This window comes from Aquimarina gracilis (genome assembly GCF_035285365.1).
Lineage (GTDB): Bacteria > Bacteroidota > Bacteroidia > Flavobacteriales > Flavobacteriaceae > Aquimarina > Aquimarina gracilis.
The window spans coordinates 310927-334826 of sequence record NZ_JAYKLX010000004.1; the positions used below are offsets into that span (position 1 = coordinate 310927).

At 36.7% G+C, this 23900-nt stretch carries 13 protein-coding genes; 6 read left to right on the forward strand and 7 right to left on the reverse strand.

Features of this window, described 5'->3' with window-relative positions:
* The first annotated feature begins 4 nt into the window (after positions 1 to 4).
* From U6A24_RS09910 to U6A24_RS09935, 6 genes are all read left to right on the forward strand, one after another.
* Positions 5 to 670 carry a hypothetical protein gene (locus U6A24_RS09910; RefSeq protein ID WP_324179807.1) on the forward strand — a complete coding sequence of 222 codons (666 nt, stop codon included), beginning with the start codon at positions 5 to 7 and terminating at the stop codon, positions 668 to 670.
* Between the two features lie 156 nt (positions 671 to 826).
* A complete protein-coding gene (locus tag U6A24_RS09915; protein WP_324179808.1) occupies positions 827 to 1408 on the forward strand; it encodes a hypothetical protein in 582 nt (193 codons plus the stop codon).
* Positions 1409 to 1704: 296 nt separating this feature from the next.
* Positions 1705 to 2460: a hypothetical protein gene (locus tag U6A24_RS09920; RefSeq protein WP_324179809.1), complete on the forward strand. Its 756-nt coding sequence runs from the start codon at positions 1705 to 1707 to the stop codon at positions 2458 to 2460.
* A 59-nt stretch (positions 2461 to 2519) separates the two neighbouring features.
* Positions 2520 to 7223, forward strand: a complete 4704-nt coding sequence (locus U6A24_RS09925) for a hypothetical protein (protein WP_324179810.1) — start codon at positions 2520 to 2522, stop codon at positions 7221 to 7223.
* 4 nt (positions 7224 to 7227) lie between these two features.
* The gene (locus U6A24_RS09930) at positions 7228 to 9324 is read left to right on the forward strand and encodes a fibronectin type III domain-containing protein (RefSeq protein WP_324179811.1); all 2097 of its coding nucleotides are present in this window, start codon (positions 7228 to 7230) and stop codon (positions 9322 to 9324) included.
* 9 nt (positions 9325 to 9333) lie between these two features.
* Positions 9334 to 16005, forward strand: a complete 6672-nt coding sequence (locus U6A24_RS09935) for a T9SS type A sorting domain-containing protein (RefSeq protein WP_324179812.1) — start codon at positions 9334 to 9336, stop codon at positions 16003 to 16005.
* A 268-nt stretch (positions 16006 to 16273) separates the two neighbouring features.
* Here the strand turns inward: U6A24_RS09935 and U6A24_RS09940 are convergent, their stop codons facing one another.
* The 7 genes from U6A24_RS09940 to U6A24_RS09970 are packed head-to-tail and all read right to left on the reverse strand — an operon-like array spanning position 16274 to position 23895.
* On the reverse strand, positions 16274 to 17074 hold the full coding sequence (locus U6A24_RS09940) for a 3-keto-disaccharide hydrolase (RefSeq protein ID WP_324179813.1): 801 nt from the start codon (positions 17072 to 17074) through the stop codon (positions 16274 to 16276).
* A 20-nt stretch (positions 17075 to 17094) separates the two neighbouring features.
* Positions 17095 to 18147 carry a sugar phosphate isomerase/epimerase family protein gene (locus U6A24_RS09945; RefSeq protein ID WP_324179814.1) on the reverse strand — a complete coding sequence of 351 codons (1053 nt, stop codon included), beginning with the start codon at positions 18145 to 18147 and terminating at the stop codon, positions 17095 to 17097.
* Between the two features lie 4 nt (positions 18148 to 18151).
* On the reverse strand, positions 18152 to 19297 hold the full coding sequence (locus tag U6A24_RS09950) for a Gfo/Idh/MocA family protein (RefSeq protein WP_324179815.1): 1146 nt from the start codon (positions 19295 to 19297) through the stop codon (positions 18152 to 18154).
* Between the two features lie 5 nt (positions 19298 to 19302).
* On the reverse strand, positions 19303 to 20532 hold the full coding sequence (locus U6A24_RS09955) for a nucleoside permease (RefSeq protein WP_324179816.1): 1230 nt from the start codon (positions 20530 to 20532) through the stop codon (positions 19303 to 19305).
* Between the two features lie 14 nt (positions 20533 to 20546).
* Positions 20547 to 21539, reverse strand: coding sequence for a sugar phosphate isomerase/epimerase family protein (locus tag U6A24_RS09960; protein WP_324179817.1), 993 nt, complete (start codon positions 21537 to 21539; stop codon positions 20547 to 20549).
* Between the two features lie 15 nt (positions 21540 to 21554).
* Positions 21555 to 22211: a gluconate 2-dehydrogenase subunit 3 family protein gene (locus U6A24_RS09965; RefSeq protein WP_324179818.1), complete on the reverse strand. Its 657-nt coding sequence runs from the start codon at positions 22209 to 22211 to the stop codon at positions 21555 to 21557.
* Positions 22204 to 23895, reverse strand: a complete 1692-nt coding sequence (locus U6A24_RS09970; RefSeq protein WP_324179819.1) for a GMC family oxidoreductase — start codon at positions 23893 to 23895, stop codon at positions 22204 to 22206. The genes U6A24_RS09965 and U6A24_RS09970 overlap by 8 nt, the downstream gene beginning before the upstream one ends.
* Positions 23896 to 23900: the final 5 nt, after the last annotated feature.

A 23900-nucleotide genomic window follows, 5' to 3' on the forward strand; every position in this document is an offset into this window, starting at 1 on the left:
TACTATGAAATATAGTGAAACGAAGAGGCTATTAAATAATGCCTTTAAAGGAGAGTTAGCCAAATACGGTTATAAAAAGTTTAAATATGGTTTTGAGAGAACCGTAAATAATAAATATTATAGATGCGGTATATCCGTTTTTGATTATCGGGATTATCAACAAGCGTCTTTTATTTTTAGTATTGGATTGATTCCACTATCTCGAGTAATGATGGAAATAAATGGACAGATAGATAATCCAAATGTTTTTAAACCTTCTCATTTTAATATATCTCAAGAGGGTCTATATGACAATAAAATTTTTGACAGACCAGATTTTACAATCTATAATGAAAGTCATATTGAAAATATGGTGCATGTAGTGATGGGATTTATGGAAAAACGAGGCTTTACCATATTGGAAGAAAAAAGTACTTTAAGTCTTCTTGAGGAACATATCAATTTAGAATTACCTCATAATCAGAACAACAAATCAAACGGTTTGGTGCTAGCAAAACTTTTAGATAAGGATTATTATCATGAATTGCTATATAAGTATTGTGAAATAGTTGATACTTGGGAAGTAGAACAATACAAAGAAGACTTTTATAAAGTAGTTGAATTTCTAAAAACACATACTCGAGATGATCTGATAGAGATTGCAGGGATAACCGAAGAAGATCTTGTATAAATTATTGATACCAAAAGTAGTGTGAGAAAAAAGTAAAGTACTTTTGGTAACAAAAACTAGTACAGCATATCAAAAATGGTCTTAAAAGGTCTTATCAAACAAAGGAAGTTATTTGTATTTTGGTGTTACTAAGTGTAATTTAAATTAATTTTTCAATTGTCAAATAAACAAAAAGACTTATCTAATCTTACAGAAAGAAATGTATTTTCTTTATTTCTAGTAATGTTTATCTTCGTTGGAATTCCTATACTTTTAGGAATTTTAGGATTGTATACACATTTTACAAAAAAAATAGATTCTTATTCTGGTTTACCTAAGTATGTAGGATATCAAAAAGAATGTGGAGACGTTATTAAGTACAACAACTGTTTACAAGTTTTGATTAACAACGATACTATTAGGGCACTATTATCAGATAAAGAAGTTGAAAGTTATTTAGGATTAATTTCATTTTCTGATGAAGAATTGAATAAAAAATTGGACAGTTTATCTGCAAAACCTTCAGATCATAATATGCTATTAAGAGAAATGGCTATTAAGGAAGAAAAATATAATCGTTTATATAGAGTGCAAAACCATATAAATAGTGTTCGATTGAAGTATAGTAACAATACAGTAAAAGAACTTTATATAAATAATCAAAAAATAGTTTCTTATCAAAGTTCTTTATGGTGGGGTGTTTTATCATTATCCACAGGTTGTTTGTTTTTATTTGTGTTTTTAAGGTTTTTGAAATAAAGACACAAACTTTGGGCCTTTGGAAAAGGAGTTAGAGGATAGTATTCGGGAAGCTAAGGTGTTTTTATTTTTTAAACAGTAGAAATCAGATTTCTTAATCTGTTTTTTTGTAAAAAATTGAGTAACTATGACTTACATCGAAAAAAGCGAAAAATTCTGTTAATATCTCGTTAATTTTTGTATATTCGCCGTTCTAATTTTCGCCCCAGAAAACTATGAATATACGTATACTTTCCTTCTTATTGGTATTGATCATTCCTGTAACGTGTGGGGTACATTCTCTTAAAAACCTTATCATGAAAAAATCATTATTAATTTTATTATCCGTTACTCTATTCTCATGTGGAGGAGACGACCCCGATTTTCAAAACTCTTTTGATAATGGAATCGATATCCAATTTGCAATATTTACACCAGATGTGCAAGCGTCAACCTTGACTTATAAATTAGATATCTACGAATCACAAGAAGATTGGTTAGCTCAAAAAGATGCTGTATATACTTCAACAATTTCGAATGATGAGACTGTTGAGTTTCCAGCAGGAATCATAAGAAGCGATCAAACGTATTACATGGAAGTAGAAAGTAATAATGGAGAATACTCAAATTGGAACCCCGATCAAATAGAATTTATTTATGAAAGTGCTTTTACAGAGTCCAAACCTTCTCAATATCATAGCATACAATTGTTTAAGAAAGTAGCAAAACCATTTCCTGGACTCTATAAATTTAAGAGTTTTTATGAGCCTTTACCAGAAGATAATATTCTAGCTTTATGGGAAGGGATTTTACCGGTTACCATAGAAGTAAAAAGAGATTTTACAGTGATAATTACCGATAATGAAAATGGAGTTGATAAAACAATTACCACTAGACTTTATAAAAAAGAAGAAGTAGAGCGTTTGGTAGAAAGCTCTTTATTGGTGCTTTCAAATGGAGATTTTATTTTTAAAGATCAGGATTGGTTTGGATCAACCGATAGTGGGTTTAGTTTTGGTGGTCCAGATTTCACAAGAGGATTCAGACCCATTGAATATGTTTTGGGAGAATAAAAAAATAAGACAAAAAAAGAATACTAAATTAGAATACAAATTAACCGGCCCTTTAGCCTATGGCAAAACAATTACATTTTTTTACATTATTATGTTTTTTTCTATTGGTGTTAACAGTTACAGCCAAAGGCACTATTGAAAAAAATACCATAGACTCAAACTCAGAAAGTACCAAAGAAGTTGAAAAAAGCATAGAAGAAGATCCTTCTATAACTGCAATAAAAAAAACAGCCCTACCCGTAAGGGCTTTTCGAAGTTTTAAATCTCTGGACAAGTTTGATGTTCCTGAAGTGGTTTCAAAAGCAGTAACCAGGAAATTTGAAGAAGAAGGATATGCTTTTAATACTCAGGATTCTCTAAAAAACAAAAAGTGGTTAGATATGGCAAACAATACCTTTGCCACTATCGATGAGACCGGAAATTATGTAGATCTTCTTGACGAGGACGGTTTGGGAGAATTACCGGTGGCCATAAGACCACAAACCATAAGCAATATTACCTATACGGTTGGAGTTGCTAAAGCTGTTTTTAAACCCGCTTATACCGAACTTACAGTATTCCTTAAAATTGATACTCCCAAAGGTACCTTAATACTTGGAGGAAATGATATCAAACTTTCGCACGAAGGCGGGATAGTAGGGGACGCCAAATTAGCTTTGATTTCACAATTCACCTTTAATTTTGATAGCGGAAAAGTCTTGGTAACATTAAAAGGTAGTTTTGAAGATCCTGCAACATACGCATTAATCGATTGTTCTGGTTTTAAAGAACTGGGTATAGATGCGAATATCAAGTTTGCAAACTCTTTCTTGTACCCCGTTGATAAAGAAGGAAAGGAACGATTAGGCTATGTAGAGTCAGGCTTCAGGACAGTAGTGGGAGACTGGAATGATATTGTAGTTAATATTTCTTTACCAGAATTTGGAATACGAGGGCTTAAAGGAACCACGTTTAGATTAAATACTGCAGTATTTGATTTTAGTGACTTGCGTAATGACCCTGCCATGCCGTCCAACTACTTGAGCAAGTACTATAATGAGAATCCCGATTTGTGGCGTGGCGTATATATTAATACACTAGAGGTCGTATTACCTAAAGAATTTAGTAAAAAGAATAGTAACAAACGTACGGCTTTTGGTGCGACTAATTTAATAATTGACTCGCAAGGAATAACAGGTAGGTTTTATGCAGAAAATATAATTAATATTGATGAAGGATCTGCTTCAAAATGGCAATTTTCGCTAGACAGGTTTTTGATCGAAATAGAAACGAACTCTATAAAAGCTGGTGAGTTTAATGGTGAAATTATATTACCAGTCTCCAAAATAGACCGCTTAGAATATGCTGCTATTATTCAACCAGACGAATATACCCTTCAAGTATCGAGTACAAAGGACATCGAGTTTGATGTTTGGAACGCACAGGTAGTCCTTACCAAAGAGTCCTACATCGAAATGAAGGTCAAAGAAGGTAAATTTAGACCCAAAGCCAACCTTCACGGAACTGTAAATATAGCTTCGGGACTTGGGAAAAATGATTCTGGTGGTGCAGCACAGTCAAAAGATAAAACAGTTGATTTTAAAGGGATAGTTTTCGAAAACTTACTGCTACAGACAGAGTCACCAAAGTTTTCGGTAACCTATTTTGGATATAGAGGAGAAATGAAAATCGCCAATTTTCCACTTACGGTAAATGAAATTGGACTAAGAACCCCACCTGGAGGGAAAACGGCAGAATTACTTTTTAATTTTAACATTAACCTTACTTCCACGCAAGATGGAGGTAATGGAGGAGGCTCTACCTTACTAATTCAAGCCAAGTTGGATGATACTGGAGGTCGAGATAAATGGAAATTCGATGGCGTGAAGCTTGAGCGAGTATTCATCCAGATGGAAGTAGCAGGGATGGAACTTAAAGGTGCTATTTTTATTTTTGATGATGACCCCACTTATGGGAAAGGTTTTGCGGGATCTGTTGCAGCAAAATTCACAAAAGGGGTTCAATTAGATGTTGAAGCCAAAGCTTTATTTGGCCGAACATCAGAATTTAGATATTGGTTTGCCGATGCTAGTGTGACCATACCATCGGGGATACCTATATTTACTGGGTTTGCCCTCAATTCTTTTGGAGGAGGTGCCTCTAACAGAATGAAAATGGCAGGGGTGAACAATAACCCCAATGCTGCATTTACTCAAATAGGTGCATCTACTTCTGGGGTGATCTATGAACCCGATCAAAATAGTGGACTTGGTTTAAAAGCTTCTGTAGGTATCATTACACAAAACTCTGAAGAATTATTTCATGCCACAGTAGAATTTGGGATGACATTTAGAAAATCCGGAGGACTACGAGATATTTATTTTAAAGGACATGGTGAATTAGTCGCTGCTTTACCAAGCGGCTTTTTCGAAACACTCAAAGATAATCTTGGTGATATAGCAAGTGTAGGAGGAACAATAGCATTACCTGCATCCCCACCAAGTGGAGCAATGAGTGTTGATGTATTTATTGGATACGATTTTGTTAATGATATTTTACACTCAACTTCAGAGATCTATATCAATTTTGGAATTCTAAAAGGAGTTGGCCCTTCGGGAAGAGCCGGATGGATGGATCTATATGTTGCACCCGACGAATGGCATATTTTAATAGGGACACCTGATGATCCTATCGGTATTGCCCTTAATTTGGGTATTCTAAAGCTTGAAACCAAGAGTTATTTTATGGCGGGAGATGGCTTGCCCGGTAGCCCACCACCTCCAGCTATAGTTGCAGAAATTTTAGGAATAGATGCTTCAGAATTAGATTATACTAGGGATTTAAATGCATTAGAAGCGGGTAAAGGATTGGCTTTTGGGGCGCATTTAAGTGTGACTACCGGGGATTTAAGGTTCTTAATTTTCTATGCACGTTTTGATGCAGGTATCGGTTTTGATATCATGATTAAAGATTATGGAGACGCCCGTTGTAAAGGAAGTACAGAACAAATAGGGCTTAATGGTTGGTATGCCAATGGGCAATCATATGCTTATTTACAAGGAGAGTTGGGATTAAACTTCAAGTTGTTTGGAGCTAAAAAGAAAATACCAATAATTAAAGGAGGAGGAGCAGTAATCTTACAAGCTAGACTGCCAAACCCTGCTTGGTTCCAAGGGTACTTAGGAGGGCATTACAATCTTTTGGGAGGACTTATTAAAGGACGTTTCAGGTTCAAAATTGAATTAGGAGAAAAATGTGAAATTGTTGGAGGAAGTGTATTAGATGGTATCGTGGTTATTGGCGATATGACTCCAAAAGAAGGATCTGCTGATGTAGATGTATTTGCAGCGCCACAAGTTGCATTTAATCTTCAAATAAACAAGGTGTTTGAGATTCCAGATGAATCTGGAGATAGAAAGTACAAAATACTATTAGACAAATTTGAGGTTACCAAAGATGGTAACCCCATTAAAGGTGAAATTAAGTGGGGCGACAAAAATGACGTTGCTGCCTTCTATTCGCATGAAATTTTACCTCCAAATTCAAGTTTAAAAGGCTATATCCAAGTTCATTTTGAAGAATTTGTAAATGGAAATTGGCAAAAGATTTTGGATGAGGGTAAGGTTGCTATTGAAAGTAAAGAAGTTAATTTCACGACAGGAGAGGCACCCAAAACAATACCCGAGCATAACATTGCTTATATGTATCCAATAATTGGGCAAAAGAATTTCTTTACCAAAGAATATAATACTGGATATATTAATTTAAAAAGAGGACAATCATACTTGTTTGATGCGGTACCTGGCTGGAGAAAGTCAATGGCTATGACTTCTTCTTCGGGTAATACGATTACCAAGAATTTTGGATATAATTCTGGAAAAAAACAGCTAACATTCAGTATGCCACAAGAAATAAGCACACAAACAGATTATGCAGTTCAAGTTTTATTGATACCTCCTTCTGATGGAGAAATTGGAGCAAATGTTACAGATACGTATTCTAATAAAAAATTAGGAGGTGATACGGATTCCGAAGATGATAAAACAGGATCTTTTGAAGGACAATCAGGACAAGACGTTACTGGATCTGATGTAGAAGTGAAAAACAGAAAAGTAGAAGGAGTACTTGTACAAGGTGAAGAGCGAGAATTGCTTGCTTTTGAATTCAGAACAAGTCAGTATACTACATTTGATCGTAAAATGCGAGCGATGAGAGAAAGTGAAACCTACTATGATTATTTCACATATCCATATGGACTTACATTGTCTTTAGGAATTGATCCGATCGAACCTTTCGATCTTCCAGAATTGGTAGGTAATGATTATACCGCAAATGTGCCTCTTGTAATTATAAAGGCAGTACCTGAAGATAATTATTACAAAAATGAAATATACCCACTCTTGTATCAACATTATCCATTTGAAGGTACAATTACGGTTAGTCGAGATACCGATAAAGTTGGTGTTCCTCCACTAGAAGGTGTAGAGCCACAATCTTGGTACTTAACATATTTAGAGAATGGATATACTAGTGATATCAACGTACATAATCCATTTAGATATAACCTAACACATTATTATCATCAGGATTTCGAAGATTTACGCTATCAGTTGGTAAACTCAGAGTCTCAAGGGGCGTCAAATAAGTATCTTAAACTTGTTACAGAACCTTTCCCTGTGATGCGAAAAGGTAAATATAAAACCGAATTAAAATATGTATTACCAGGTCAGGTAAAATCTGGTAAAATGCATACTGTAAAATATACAAATCCTTTATATGATTAAGGTCATGCAAAATATAAAAGGTGTAGTAATCATTCTAATGGTGCTATTTTGCTCTCCTGGGGTAATGGCTCAAAAACCTATTGGAAATGAAAAACCCGAAGTAAAAGTAATTGGTAAGGTAACCAAAGACGCTATTATGTTACGCTGGGGTGTTACTACTCCGTTGGCTTGGAAGTATGCCAATCAATATGGTTTTACAATTGAACGAAAAACAATTGTACGAGATGGCGCTTTGCTTACAACTCCCGAAGTAAAAAAAATGACTACTAGCCCAATATTGCCTAAACCAATGATGGAATGGGAGTCTTTTACTAATCAAGATAATAATGCAGCCATAGCAGCACAAGCTATTTACGGAGAAAGTTTTAATGTAGATTTAGAACAAGGTGGTGATGATATTGTTAGTATTATCAATAAAGCAGAAGCACTCGAACAGCGATTTTCTTTTGCATTGTTTGCCGCCGATCAAAATTTTGAAGTAGCAAAATTCTCTGGATTGGCCTTTATAGATAAAGATGTTAAAGCCGGTGAAAAGTACTTGTACAGGGTATATACTGCAATACCACCAGAAAAAATTCAAGTAAAATTTGGAGGAGTGTATTTAGGGTTGGATGATTTTCAACCCCTTCCAGAACCAAAAGATTTTGTAGGTATTTTTAATGACAAAAATGTAATGCTAAGTTGGAATTTTGCCTTACTTAGAAAACAGTATAATAATTATATCATAGAAAGATCCGATGATAGTGGGAAAACATTTAAAGCTCTTGAAGATATTCCCATTGCTAATATGGGTGAGCGCGAAAAGAACCCTTCGGATCGAATGTTTTATGTAGACAGTTTACCTAGTAACAATAAAGAATACTTTTATAGAATTAAGGGAATTTCTCCTTTTGGAGAAGTCGGACCTGCTTCAAAAACAATTTCAGGTTCTGGTACCAAGGCCTTGATATACAATCCTGCTATTACTGAAGCCAAGTTAATGTCCGATAACTCAAGTGCAATGATTACTTGGGAATTTCCAGAAGAAGGTTTAGAGTCTATAGCATACTTTCAGTTAAATAGATCTAATCAGGTTAAAAACAATTACCAGGTAGTTATTCCCAATATTTCAAAGAATACGCGCAGTATTCAATACTCAGACCTGGAGCCAATTAACTATTTTACTATTACAGCTGTTGGAGTTAATGGAGCAAAAAGAGCTTCTTTTCCACAAATGGTACAACCCGAAGATGACATTCCTCCGGCTGTTCCCATTGGGTTAACTGGAACAATTGATTCTACAGGAGTCGTACAGTTAAACTGGCAAATGAATACCGAAGCTGACTTCTTGGGATATCGCGTATTTAGGGCTAATCTCGAAAACGAAGAGTTTACACAGATTACGTTTCGAACGATTCCCCAAAGTAAAATTGTAGACACGGTCAAAATCAAGACCTTGAATAGTAAAGTATATTATAAGGTACAATCATTTGATAAGCGTTTCAACCCTTCTGATTTTTCTGAAGTTTTGGTGCTGAAAAAACCGGATATCATACCGCCTACACAGCCCGTATTTAAGTCATTTAAAGCGGATAAAGGGGTTGTTGCTCTGGAATGGATTACCAGTAGTAGTGAGGATGCCGTAAAAACATTGATATATCGTAAAGAAAAAGGAGGAGAACTACCGTGGGAGCTTATAGCAGATGTAAACTTGCCAGAGAATAGTTTTAAGGATTTTTCTGCAAAACCAACGGTTAAATATTTGTATACCATGGTCACCATGGATGAGTCTGGTCTTGAGTCAGAGCCTGTTACTCCTTTAACAATAACCTTACCGGATAATCAACCAAAACCAGAAATAGATAAATTTAGTGCTCTGGTAAATCGAGAAGAGAAAAAGATTGATTTAAGCTGGCGCTACAAAGCTGAAGGAGTGGTAGAGTACTCCTTATATAAGGCAGAAGAAGAAGGTAAACCTACACTGTATAAAGTTTTTGAAGTAAAACAGGAAAGCTTTACAGATAAAAACCTAAGAATTAACTCTAAATATACCTATTTGTTACAGGCAGTATTTAGTTCGGGAGCTAAGTCTCCCATCAAAAAAATAGTAGTGGAATACTAAAGGGGAAATATGAAAAGATTAATTGTATTACTTAGTATCTTTTTGTCGTTTTACGGGCAAGAACTCCATGCGCAAGATGGAAAGTATAAAATTAGGTACGAATGGAAATATTCTGATTTTGGAAGACAATATCATTGTACATATTATGAAGTAAAAGTAAAGTTTGTTGGAGAACCGGATTTTACAACTATTGGTAGTGGGGCGTGGTCCGGGAATCGAAACGGGACATTAAGGGGAGAGTTAAATAATATTGATCCGGGTAGAAGAATTGAAAAATTCTATTTCCTTGCTCAACGAAGTATTGGAAGAAGATGTGGAAGAAGACAACGTAGACGAGGTGAGGCTAATGCAACACATTCATATTGTAGAACATTTAGTTATGACTTAAGCGGTTATGGAGAAGCAATCGGGGGAGCCAGTATAAAACTATTTGTAGAACCAATTGTTAAGCTTAGGTTTTCTGATGGGACACCAACTAGTCGAACTCCCATTGCATGTGTTTCTGAAGGTATAGGAATTCAAGCCTCTACAGATTTTCCCCAATGGAACAATATATACAGGTGGGAATTTGTAGAGCGAACTACACAGACACTATCTCAAGAATATCTTAGAGCTGTAGATAGAGCTAATAGGGCTTATGATGATTATAGACGATGCCAAAGTAGTAGCGGTGGTGGTGGCGGTCCTATTGGGCCAGCACCATTGGCTATCAAAAGTGCCTCCGTTACACCAGTTGCGAAGGTAGAAGAAGACCCACCAATCGGTATAAGGATGTCGCCTATCCTTGTTCCGAATTGCCCTCCTGGACCTTGCGATATTTATTGTGAAATCTGGCAACGAGCACAAGAAGATGTGCAACGAATAATTGATAGAGGAGGCCAATATACCCCGGTATACACCTGGAGATCGATTCCCAAATTTAATGGAGATCCTCAAATCAATCTAAAATTAACAGATTTATATGCCGAAGGAACTGCTGGTTTTAATAGTAGGGTAAATAAACCTATTAGAATACGTGTCAAACCCAACTGCGGTAGTAGTGATAAGGAATCTAATACTGTTCTTGTTCAATTTTTGCCAGAACCTCCTGGTATATCCAGAGATCCTAGTATAGAACAACCAACTTGCTCCTATGATTCCGATGGTAGTTTTAAAGTGTTTTTTGACCGTTTGTTATATGACAATGAAGAACTTAATATTCGGCTTAAAAAATTAGAAGAAGGTAAAAATGCTTTGCCTAATATTAGGACCCCTGATCAATTAGCTATGACCAGGGCTCAATATCTTAATTTAGTGAATTCACGCTACGGAATTCCAGCGGGGAACAATACTGATATTACTAATAACCACCCAAGATTCAATACAACTGAAAGAAGTTATCGATGGAGCGGGGGTGTTGCTGAAGGAGAATACGTTTTAATTGTATCGGGATATAAACTGGATTCTGGGACTTCATATAATAACGTAACCCCATTATGTGAAGAATTCTTTTACTTTTTTGAGATTAAAGCTCCAGACCCTGTGGTGTATTCGTATAAGCATCTTCAAGATGAAACTTGTTTTAACAGAAAGGATGGTCAAATAGAAATTACAGCTTCAGGAGGTACTAATCCACCTTCTAGAAGAGCCAAATATAAATATACGATTAATAAAGATGGAGCGTTTTATACTGAAGGTACATTTACTGCATCGCCTCATAAAATAGAAAACTTGCCGGATGGTAGGTATACCATTAAAGTTACAGACTTTCAAGATTGCGAAGATCGAGTAAGTACACATGCACCTGTTGTCATAGAGAAAGCAGAAGATATTGTTCATAATATTCTCACGGAAAATGTTACTAATCCTAGCCAACCAAATGCAAAAGATGGTGAGATTGAGGTCAATTGGATACAAGGAGGTGTTCCATTAGAAGGTTCAGGATTTAAGTATATGGATTATACAATTCATCTTAATGGAGACCCGATGGATTCAGACAATTTTGGTGGACGTGCAGATATCACAGGTTTTACTATTCTGGGACTTCCTAGAGGAATTCATGAAATTAAATATGTCGATAAAAATACATGTGAAAAAATCATTACACTACCCGAAATAAAGGATCCCGAACCAATAACTTTCAAGATTAATAAAATAGATCCAAGCTGCCCCGATGGAGACGATGGTAAAATTGAAGTAATCGATCTAAAAGGAGGATATCCCGATTATACATTTGAGTGGTATAAAGGCGCAGATAAGCTTACAGAAACTACGTCAAGCATAACTGTTGGTGTTGGGACATATAAAGTTGTAGTAACCGATGACCGAAATGTTTCAAAAGAACAAGAAAATATAGAGTTTGAAAATATCCCACAACCTGTTACAATATCTAATATTGAGATAGAAGAAATTAAATGTACCAGAGATAGAGCAAAAGTTACTATTACAGCTGCAGGAGGAAAGGGAGATTATGAATACGCAATTTTTGCAGGAGCCAACACGGCCTGGCAATCCGAAAATGTATTCAATGTGCTTTCTAATACAGCACCTGGATATCGTTTTGTCGTAAGAGCAAGTGGGGTGAATTCTTGTGCCTCAGACCCGTCAGAATATAAGAGGATCGATGAACCAGATGAAATCGAAATTACACCAGACGAACCAATAAATAATAATATTTTTGGTGATAATAAAGGTGAAATTACCATAAGTGTTATTGGTGGAACACCTAGAACAACTGGTGATCCTTATGAGGTTTCTTGGGAAAAAGATGGATCAGGGATACCCGATAAGGGCCTAACCATAGAAAATCTAGAAGCGGGTGAATATGTGGCTATAGTAGAAGATCAACATTGTACAGTACGATCAGAAGTAATTGAAGTAACCGAACCAGATGAGTTATTGGTTTCTATAGATGAAGATATTTCTATACCATGTGATGGAGGAGTAGGAACCCTTATTGCCAAACCTGAAGGAGGTCTAGGTACATATCGCTACGAATGGTTTAGAATAGAAGGAGCGAGTACGATAAAAATAAACGGCGAAGAACAGATAAAGTTAGTCGATCGTCCAAGAGGAACTTATAAAGTAGTACTTAGAGATAACTATACATCTACAGAAGCTACAGTTTTATTTGAAGATCCAGAACCTCTTTCTTTAGGTTTGGATAAAAGAGATGCTCCTTGTTTTGGAGAAGCTACAGGTAAAATTATATTTGATCCTCAAGGCGGAACCAGACCCTATTATTTCTCAATAGATAATAGAATGACCTATGTCTCAGAGAATGATCTGACTAGTTTAACTTATGAAGGGTTACGTGAGGGGAGATATGAAGTTTGGCTTAAAGATGCTAATGGATGTGAAATAGATACACCTGAGGTTATAACAGTTGGTCAAGCAAATGAAATACTTATAACACGTACTTCGTTTGAAAACGCAACAACAGTCGGGGGTACAGATGGAAACCTAACAGTGAGTATTGAAGGGGGTACAGGAGCGCTTCAGTTAAGTTGGAGTAAAGAAGGAGACCCAACCTTCAGTGCGAATACTAATACAATAAACAATTTATCTTTTGGATTTTATAAGGCTTCGGTTACCGATGGAAACATGTGTCTTGTAGAAAAAGTTTTTGAAATTAAGGAACCACTTCCAATAAAGGTGGAAATAACCTCAGAAAACCCAATATTGTGTCATGATGACCAATTTGGAGAGCTGTTGGCTACAGTAACAGGTGGATTCCCTATAGAATCTACTCCGGCCGATTTTGAGTATAGATGGTATAGAATTGTTGGAGGAAACGAAAATGCCATTAACACAGATTTTTCTTTAGATAAAATAACAGATCTTGGCACAGGAACTTATAAAGTGGTAGTGAAAGATGCAAAAGGAGCAAACAACTTTGATATTTTCGAGTTAAAACAGCCTGATGATCTTATCGTTTCTCTGGCAAGTAGTCCAACCCATGTAAAATGTAACGGAGAAGCAACAGGAGCAATTGATATCACTGTAACTGGAGGTCCAAAAGATGAAACAACCGGAGAATACCTCCCTTATTCATTTAGATGGAGTAAGGTAGGAGACCCTGATTTTGAAGCCACAACTGAAGACTTGGTTGGAATAAAAGCAGGGGTCTATGAAGTAGTTGTTATTGACGATAACTTATGTACAACATCCTTACCAGGTAGTGTAACCATCTTAGAACCGGCAGAGGCATTACAGATTTCAAATGTGAATGTTACAAATTTAACTGGTTTTCAAACAGATAATGGTAACATATCGCTTCAAGTTTCTGGGGGAACACGGCCATATACATTTTCATGGAAAAATCTTGATGATCCATCATTTACAGCTTCCACAGAAGATATAAAAAACCTTAGTAAAGGAAACTATGAGCTGATTGTTACAGACCGTAATGATTGTACGGCAAAGATTACTAGAGAAGTTACCGAACCAGAAGAACTGATAGTAACCATACAGCCATTATTAACGTCTGAAGAAATACAGTGCTTTGGTGAAAAAACGGCGGTGCCTTTAACAACGATTACAACAGGAGGTTTTGGAGAATATACGTATAGTTGGTTCGAAAAGTCTCAGGGTGCTGAAGTCCTATTCACAACACCTAGTACGATAGCGCGTTTACCAGCTGGCGAATATACGGTTTTAGTAGTAGATGAAAATGGAAATCGGGATACAGATGTATACTTAGTAGAACAGCCAGGAGAACTCAAAATAGTAGAAGCTGTTACACATCTACAATGTAATGGAGATACTAATGGTGTTATTGATATTACTGTTACGGGGGGAGTTGAACCATATACCTATAGCTGGAGTAATGGAAAAGCCACAGAAGACCTTTCAGAACTTATTGCCGGTAAATACACTGTTACAATCACGGATAAAAATAAGTGTGTTATCCAGAAAGAAATTGAGGTCGAACAACCAGGTGCCTTATTTGTTGTAGATGGAGTCATTGAAAGAGTATACCCTACCGCTCCAGGTCTGAGAAATGGAGGCATTACTATTAATATCGATGGAGGAACATTACCGTATACATATGAATGGTTCGATATCAATGGAGTTAAACAAGCTTCTACAAACAATTTCCTTAGTAATATTGGAGCAGAAAAATATAGTTTCAAAGTGACTGATGCAAACAATTGTGTTTTGGAAATTGAGGACGTGGATCTGTTTGAGCCTCCGGTGTTAGCGGTCAATATTGCTCCGATTAACGTAATTTCATGTTTTGGAGACATGGTATCAGGAAGTATAAGTGCTATTGTAGAAGGAGGAGTTCCATTTAGTTCTTCAAAACAATATGTGTATGAATGGTTCAATGCAGATACAAACACAAAAGTCGGAACCGATAATTATTTATTAGAAAATATAGGAGCTGGTAATTATTATATTATAGTTACCGATGCGATTTCACAATCAAAAACAAGTGATATTTTTGAACTAAAAGAACCCGGATTATTGGCTGTTGAAATGAGATCCGATTACAAAAATTGTGGAGATCAAAATGATTGGGTAATTACTCCTAAGATTACCGGCGGAACACCTCCATTCCAATATGATTGGAATACTGGTGCCAATACTAATCAATTAACAAATGTTGTCCAGGGTACATATCAAGTTCAGATTACCGATTCTAGGGGATGTACTACTTCAGGAAGTATAACTGTAACAGCTCCGGCAGTATTAGAATCCAAATATTCTGTAAATATACCAACGTGTTATAAAGGGTGTGACGGAAGCATATTCTTGGAAACTACAGGAGGGACTCCACCATATTCCTATTCCTGGAATAATCGAAGTAACCAAGAAGATCAGATAGATATTTGTGCCGGTAATTACACGGTTACCATAACAGATTCGAAAGGATGTCAGATAATAAAGAATATTGTAGTGGATAATCCTGAAGAATTTATAGTGAATTTAGGAGAAGATATTACTTTGTGTAAAGACCAAACAGCAACTATTGATGCAACTATATCTGATGCAGGAGCTGTATATTCATGGACATCTGAAAATGACTTTTCTAGCAAAGAGCCGATTATTGAAGTTGATGAAGTAGGAATTTATACTGTCGAGATTACAGATTCGAAAGGATGTGTAGCAACAGATGAAATCTTTGTAGATAGAACCACAGATACCGTATCTGCAGAGTTTATCGCTTCAACTCAAGTATTTGTTGGAGAGAGTTTTGTGATGGTAAATGTAAGTAATCCAATACCAGATCTATTAGAGTGGGAATTCCCAGAGGAAGCCGAAGTGGTTTTGGCAGACGATAACTATGCAGAATTAATCTTTGATACTCCTGGTGAATATGAGATAACAGTAACTACGTTTAGAGGTTTGTGTAAAGCAGTCCAAACAAAAAAAGTTATTGTAATTGATAAAGAATTCAACGAAGATCAGGTTAGAGAAGAAGATAAACCTGCTACGATAAGTTCTTCTATTGAATATAAAGTTTATCCGAACCCAACTAACGGTAAATTTACAGTGGATGTCATTTTATCAAAAGCGCTACCAATAAACGTTAAAGTGTTCAATATGGTCAACAACACTTTGGTTGATGAACGCGAGGATAACGGAAAAGATACTTATCTGTTTGAATATGAGATGACCTATTTAAGTTCAGGTATCTATTTTATTCTTTTAGAAACTTCTTCTGGAAGCCAAGTTAGAAAGTTAATTATAGAATAAATCATCAGAAATAATATATAAATAAAACAAGGAAAGAAAATCATTTTTCTTTCCTTGTTTTATATAAAACCTATACGAACTTCAATAGGTTTTTACTTTTATAGCGGGTAGGCAGTTTGACGAAATGATCACTAATTCCTTTTCTTAAAAAGAAATCCCAAAGGAAATACAATCAAGATAAATAAATACCATCCGGTTATTAAACCAATTATGGTGATTGCCGCGGCAATCACCATAACCCATATCATTGTAGTATTTGATTTCTTCATCACAATGCTCTTACCCAAATATTTCTATATTGTACAGGGTTGCTATGATCTTGCAATTTTATTGGACCTTTGCCATGTACAGGATTTTTTGGCGGGCCAATATATTCTGTAGTTCCAAGAATCTCAACATGATCTTGTACCAAAACTCCATTGTGAATCACAGTAAAAGTTCCCGATTTTGTTTTGTTTCCGTCATTATCAAACTCAGGAGCGTGAAAAATAATATCATACGCCTGCCATTGATCGGGCGCCTTTGTTGCATTTACCAATGGTATATGTTGTTTGTATACCGAAGTTGCTTGACCATTGGCGTATGTTTTATTTTGATAGCTATCTAAAATCTGTACTTCGTATTTATTCTGAAAAAACACACCGCTGTTACCACGACCTTGTCCATTACCTTCAATCACATCTGGTGCACTCCACTCTAAATGTAATTGAATACTTCCAAAATTTTGCTTGGTCTGAATATCTCCGGTACCCGGTTTGACCGTCATGGTTTTATCGGGGTTTATGATCCATCCTGCCGCAGATACTGAATCTTTTGCAGAAACCCATGCTTCCAAATTGGATCCATCGAACAGAACCACTGCGTCTGATGGAACATTATTTTCATTAAAAGATATTGCCTTTGGTTCGGGCTCCCAAACTTCAGTTTCTTTTGGATCGGTAATTTCTTTTTTTGATGGAGTAGTAGTTTTAATCTCTTCTTTTTCTTCCTCAACTACTGTAGTTGTGGTTTTTTCATTGCATGAGATAAAAATTGTAAGTATTGATATAGAATAAATAATTCTTTTCATTTCATTGGTTTTTTAGTTGGTTATAAGCCTAAGATCTTTTTTAACTGTTCTTTATCAATAGTGGCACCAGCAAAATCATCAAAAGCTTTTTGTGTAGCTTCGATTATATGATTTTTAATAAATGGTGCTCCTTCTCTGGCTCCTTGCTCAGGTGATTTTATGCAACATTCCCATTCCATCACTGCCCAAACATCGCAACCGTACTGTGTAAGTTTTGAAAAGATGGTTTTAAAGTCTACCTGCCCGTCACCGGGAGAACGATACCTGCCGGCTCTATCGATCCAATCACTATATCCTCCAAAAGCTCCTTTTTTTCCTGTAGGATTAAATTCTGAATCTTTAACATGAAAGGCTTTAATAAATTCATGATAATGATCAATATACTCGAGATAATCCAATTGTTGAAGAACAAAATGACTAGGATCATATAAGATGTTCACGCGCTTGTGATTTCCCGTGGCTTCCAGAAACCGCTCGAAAGTTACTCCATCATGAAGATCCTCGCCAGGATGAATTTCATAACAAACATCTACATCTTCTTTGTCAAAATGATTAAGAATGGGTAACCATCGTTTGGCCAATTCTTCAAAGCCCATTTCGACAAGACCTGCCGGTCGTTGGGGCCATGGGTGCATAGTATGCCAAAGTAGCGCTCCAGAAAATGTAGCATGTGCTTTTATTCCAAGTCTACGACTTGCAGTAGCAGCATTTTTTACTTGTTGTATCGCCCATTTTGTTCGATCACCAGGATTATTTTTTAGATTATCAGGCGCAAAATTGTCAAACATAATATCATAAGCCGGATGTACGGCAACTAATTGCCCCTGCAAATGAGTAGACAATTCTGTAATTTTTAAGCCATAATCTGCTATTTTACCTTTAAGTTCGTCACAATATGTTTGACTTTCTGCGGCCTTGTCCAAGTCTATTAAGCGTGTTTCCCAAGTGGGGATTTGTATACCTTTATATCCAAGATCTGAAGCCCACTTGCATAATCCGTCCAAAGAATTAAACGGTTCTTTATCATCCATAAATTGGGCCAAGAATACTGCGGGTCCTTTAATTGTTTTCATGCGATTAAATTTTTGTCCAAGTAGCGTTGTTATTGCTGCTCTCAACAGCTGCATAAATAAATTTCATCCCTCTTACTCCGTCTTTTACAGTAGGAAAATCGGGTAGAGTAGAAGCTGTATCTCCCGAGTTAATCTGTTGTAACTCTTTTGCAAAACTTCTATAAATGGTTGCAAACCCTTCCAGATACCCTTCGGGATGACCTGCTGGGATACGAACATAATCGGATGCCTCGGGGTAACTACCATTTCCTCCAGGTGTAAATATTTGTTTAGGTTTGTCGAGCCAACGAGCTATCAATTCGTTTGGATTTTCCTGGTACCATTCAATACTTCCTTTTGTTCCATAAACCGCAATACCCAAATTGTTTTCTTCTCCTGTTGCTATTTGAGAAAAGGTCATTGTTCCTTTTGCACCATTTTCAAAACGTAGCAAAATGTTGCCATCATCATCAAGAACTCTTCCTTCTCCAAATGCAGTAACATCTGCGGCGAGTTCTTCAATTTGAATACCAGTAATATATTCTGCCAAATTTTCGGCATGAGTACCGATATCTCCAAGAGCGCCACCAATCCCAGATTTTTTTGGATCAACTCGCCAAGCCGCTTGTTTTTGACCTGTTTTTTCTACTGCAGTTGCCAACCATCCTTGTAAATATTGTACATTGATTTTTCTAATAACTCCAAGATCTCCCTTGGCAATCATTGCTCTAGCCTGTTTGACCATTGGATATCCTGTATAATTATGCGTAAGTGCAAAAACTTTTCCAGAGGAATTTACAATTTTTTCCAACTCGATGGCTTCATCCAAAGTCAAGGTTAAAGGCTTATCACAGATTACATGGAAACCATGTTCAAGGGCCATTTTTGCAGGAGGAAAGTGCACGTGATTTGGGGTCACAATAGCCACAAAATCCATGCGTTCGTCTTCAGGAAGTTTAGCTTCTTCAAGGATCATTTGTTCAAAACTACCATACGCTCTTTTTTGAGGAATCCCCAATGCTTCTGCAGAAGCAATGCTTTTTTCTTCGTTACTAGAAAAGGCTCCACACACCAAATCGATCAATCCATCAATACTGGCTGCTTTTCGGTGTACATCTCCAATAAATGAGCCAATACCACCACCAACCATTCCCATTTTTAGTCTGGTCATAAGAGTTATTCTTTATATTCTACATTTTCATTTTTGAAAAATACGGCAAATAATAGCATTACAACAGCTGCAAATATGGCTGGGAATACCCATATGCTGTTCCAGTCGTGCTGTCCTTCAGAAATAATATTGCTATCGGTTATTTTTCCTGCCACATAAAACCCAATTAACATTCCAAGGCCATAGGTTGCCAAAGTAATCAACCCTTGCGCGGCACTTTTAAATTTTTCTCCGGCTTTGCTATCGGTGTATATTTGACCAGATACAAAGAAAAAGTCATAACAGATTCCGTGCAATGCAATTCCTGTAATGAGCATAAAAGCTAATTCACCTGCATTTCCATAGGCAAATAACAAATATCTTAAGGTCCAAGCAAGCATTCCTACCAAAAGCGTCTTTTTGAAACCAAATTTCTTAAAGAAGAAGGGGAGAAGTAACATAAAAATTACTTCTGATGCTTGACCAATTGTCATTTTTGCCGCTGGGTTTGCAACTCCGATTTCACCTAAAAACTGCCCGGCATGTTGGTAATAAAATGCCAAAGGAATACAAATAAGAATAGAAGCCAGAAAAAAGAACAGGAAATTTCTATCTTTTAGAAGTTTCAAAGCATCTAGTCCCAAGATATCTGAAACGCTTATTTTTTGATCTTTACTTACTTTAGGGGGTGTTTTTGGAAGTGTGAAACTAAAAACGCCCAAAACTGCAGAAGCAATCGCTGTCATCAAGAACGTGTTTTTAAGCAATCCGTTGGCAACTCCTTCTTCTGAATCCCAATGAAATATATAACTAATTACTAAACCGGCAACAATCCATCCTATAGTTCCAAATACCCTAACAAATGAAAATTGCTTAGCTGGATCATTCATTTGGTTGAATGAAACTGAATTTACCAATGCCAAAGTAGGCATATAAGCGATCATGTATCCCAAAACATAAGGGTAGAACGCACCAAAGTCGGTTGTATTGGCCATTTGATACATTAAAAAAGCTCCTATGAGATGTAGGATTCCCAAGATTCTTTCGGCATTAAAAAAACGATCGGCTATCAAACCAATAATAAAAGGGGCAATGATAGCACCCCACGATTGTGTAGAGTAGGCCATGGCGATTTCACCACCACTAGTTTTTAATGTATTGGGTAAATATATACCCATGGTTACAAACCAGCCTCCCCAGATAAAGAATTCTAAAAACATCATCAGGGAAAGTTGGATCTGAGTTGTTGTCTTCATATAAAGTTGTTTGGTTAGTTAAGCTGTTTTGCGGCATTTATTAATAAATCTCGGGTGGCGGTAATTCCTTTTATTTCGCTAAGTCTTTCACCTTCAAATTCTACACCGATAAAACCGTTGTAGCCTGATTTTTTAATAATTTCAAGCATTTTTTTATAGTCAATTGTGGTTTCGTTTCCTGCGGCATCAAAATCATACGATTTTGCACTTACTGCTTTGGCATAAGGCATCATTTCCTGAACACCTTGATACTTTGGGTATTCTTTGACACATTTTGCTCCCCATCGGGCGCCACCTTCGCGTTCCAGGCAAAAATTGCCAAAATCGGGTAAGGTGCCGCAGTTTGGTTTGTTTACTTTTTGCATAACTTCTATCAATAGCGAAGCATTTGATGAAAGATACCCATGATTTTCGACAATTACGTTAACATTTTTGGTAGCGGCATAGTCTGATAGTTTTCTTAGTCCATCAATAGAAGCTTCAACCCATTTTTTGGGGTCGTTGGTTCCAAAAAGATTTACTCTTATAGAATGGCAACCTAAAAATTGTGCGGCATCAACCCATTTCTTATGTTTTTCTACAGCATCATTTCGTTCTTTTTCATCAACAACAGCAAGATCTCCTTCGCCATCAACCATAATGATAAGATTCTGAACATTATATTCCTTGCTTTTGGCTTTCAAAGATTCCAAAAGCATTTGCAGGGCCTTCTCTGGATCTGGATCTTTTTTTAGTTCTTCTGTATATAATTGACTTACATATTCGAGGCCATCAAAACCTAATTCTTTAGCTTTTTGAGCAAAATCCATGGGATTCATTTCTCCCGATTGAATGGCTTTATGAAGTGACCATTGTGCCAATGAAAGTTTAAAAAATGGCTCGGTTTCTTCTTGAACGATTTCTCCGGTAGATTCTTCGTTTTGATTTTCAGAACTTTGGGAAGTATTTTTTTTACAGGACCCTAAAAATACAATTAGAATAAGCCCTGTGATGATGGTTTTTTGCATGATTTAAAATAAAGTTTATAGTGACCAGGCTTTTCCGCCAGTTAATTTTTCTACAGAATCACATCCAATTTGTTCTCCTGGAACAGGCGCATATGCCAGTACATTTTCACCAATTTCTTCACTGGTTTTAAAACCCCATATGGAAAGCCCACGAACTGCAGATAGGAATAAGAATACCTTTGCGTCTTTTGATATTTTTTCAAAATCTGCCGGACTTTTTATTTGTTCCATTTCTTCTTCATATGTTTCTTGTTGCTCTTTAGAAGATCTGAGATACTTGCTTAAAAGAGCGTCATATTCTTCAATCTTCACTTTTTTGACTGGTTTTTCTTCGCTGATTCCAAGTTCGGAAAGAACGATGCCTGCAGTTTGTTTGAACATACCCGCTTCCTCTTCTTGGGCCACCTGATTCATATATCTATCTACAAACATACCTACGTTTAAAGATTTTGCTCCAGGAATATCGGTTTCAGGAATAATTAGATCTACGAGTTGATCTAGAACCTTTGCTTCGTCTTGGGATAGCAATTCGGGAATCCAATTTAACTGAATCTCTGCAGTACAACTTTGCAGAACACTTAGAATTGCAGGAGTAGCAGCTATATATCCAGCTGATAATCCTATGTTTTTTATGGCTTGTCTTCTGTTCATCATAAGTATAGAATTAAGCATTTTTTTGAATTTGTTTTGCGGCATGTTCTGCCGCTCGGGCGGTAAATGCCATATATGAAAGAGATGGATTTACGCAACTGGCAGAGGTCATGAAAGAACCGTCGGTAACATATACATTGGGTACGGCATGAATTTGGTTGTGCTTATTAAGAACCGAAGTCTTAGGATCATTACCCATTCTTGCAGTTCCCATTTCATGGATTCCTAATCCGGGAGCTCCTATGTCATCCCAGGGTTCAATATCTTTGAAACCAGCTTTTTTGAGCATTGTCATAGCTTGGCTAACCATATCTTTACGCATTTCTAATTCGTTCTCTTTGAATTCGGCGTCAAAAGTAACCGTAGGAAGCCCCCATTCATCGAGCTTTTCATAATCCATTGTCATTTTATTTTCGTGATAGGGTAAACATTCACCAAAGCCCATCAATCCGATTCTCCATTTACCGGGCTTAAGAATATTTTCTTTAAGTTCGGCGCCATATCCAAGTTCTGAGATGGTTTCGCGCCAATCTTCACGACTTGCTCCTCCTTGATATCCATATCCACGTTTGAATGTTTTTTGATCGGTTTCTCCACCAATATTTCTAAACCTGGGGATATAAATTCCATTAGGTCTTCGGCCTTTATAATATTTATCTTCAAAACCATCAAAAGAAGCGATAGCACCGGCTTTAAAATGATGATCCATGATGTTATGACCTAATTCTCCAGAATCGTTCCCCATACCATTTGGAAATCGTTCTGATTTGGATTGCATAAGAATACTTGCAGAAGCAATGGCAGAAGCGCACAAGAAAATTACTTTGGCAGTATATTCAAAAGTCTCTTTAGTTTCTGCATCTATAACCTTAACGCCCGTGGCTTTTCCTGTTTTGTCATCATATATTACTTGATGAACAATAGAGTTAGGACGCAGTGTCATGTTACCCGTCCGTTCTGCTGCAGGAAGCGTAGAGGAATTACTGCTGAAATATGCTCCAAAAGGACACCCTCGCATACAGCGATTGCGATATTGGCAGTTCATACGCCCCTCAAAAGTTTTTGTACCGGTGATATGTGCTGTTCTACCAATGGTAAGTAATCTATCATTATAATTTTGAGCAATGTTCGATTTTAAGTGATCCTCAACACAATTTAATTCCATAGGGGGCAGAAATTGTCCATCTGGTAATTGCTCCAATCCTAATTTCTCTCCACTTACGCCGATAAACTCCTCGACTTTATCATACCAAGGTGCAATATCATCATAACGTACTGGCCAATCTATGGCAATTCCTTCTTTCTTGTTGGCTTCAAAATCGATATCGCTTAATCTATAACTTTGACGGCCCCACATGAGTGATCTTCCACCAACGTGGTATCCTCGAATCCAGTCGAACCTTTTTGTTTCATTATACGGGTGTTTAAGGTCATTTACAAAGAAGTGCCGATGTTCCTGGTCGGTAACATATCCTGTTCGATGTTGTTTTTCTTGTTCTGCAATTTGGGCTCTGGTTGGCTCACCTTTAAATTCGGAGTCCCAAGGGTCATCGTTCATGGTTGTATAATCTTCGATATGTCGAACCATGCGACCACGTTCTAACACCAAAGTCTTTAATCCTTTCTCACAAAGCTCCTTGGCAGCCCAGCCACCGCTTATCCCGGTTCCTACGACTATAGCATCGTATTGAGGTTCATTTTTCATATATC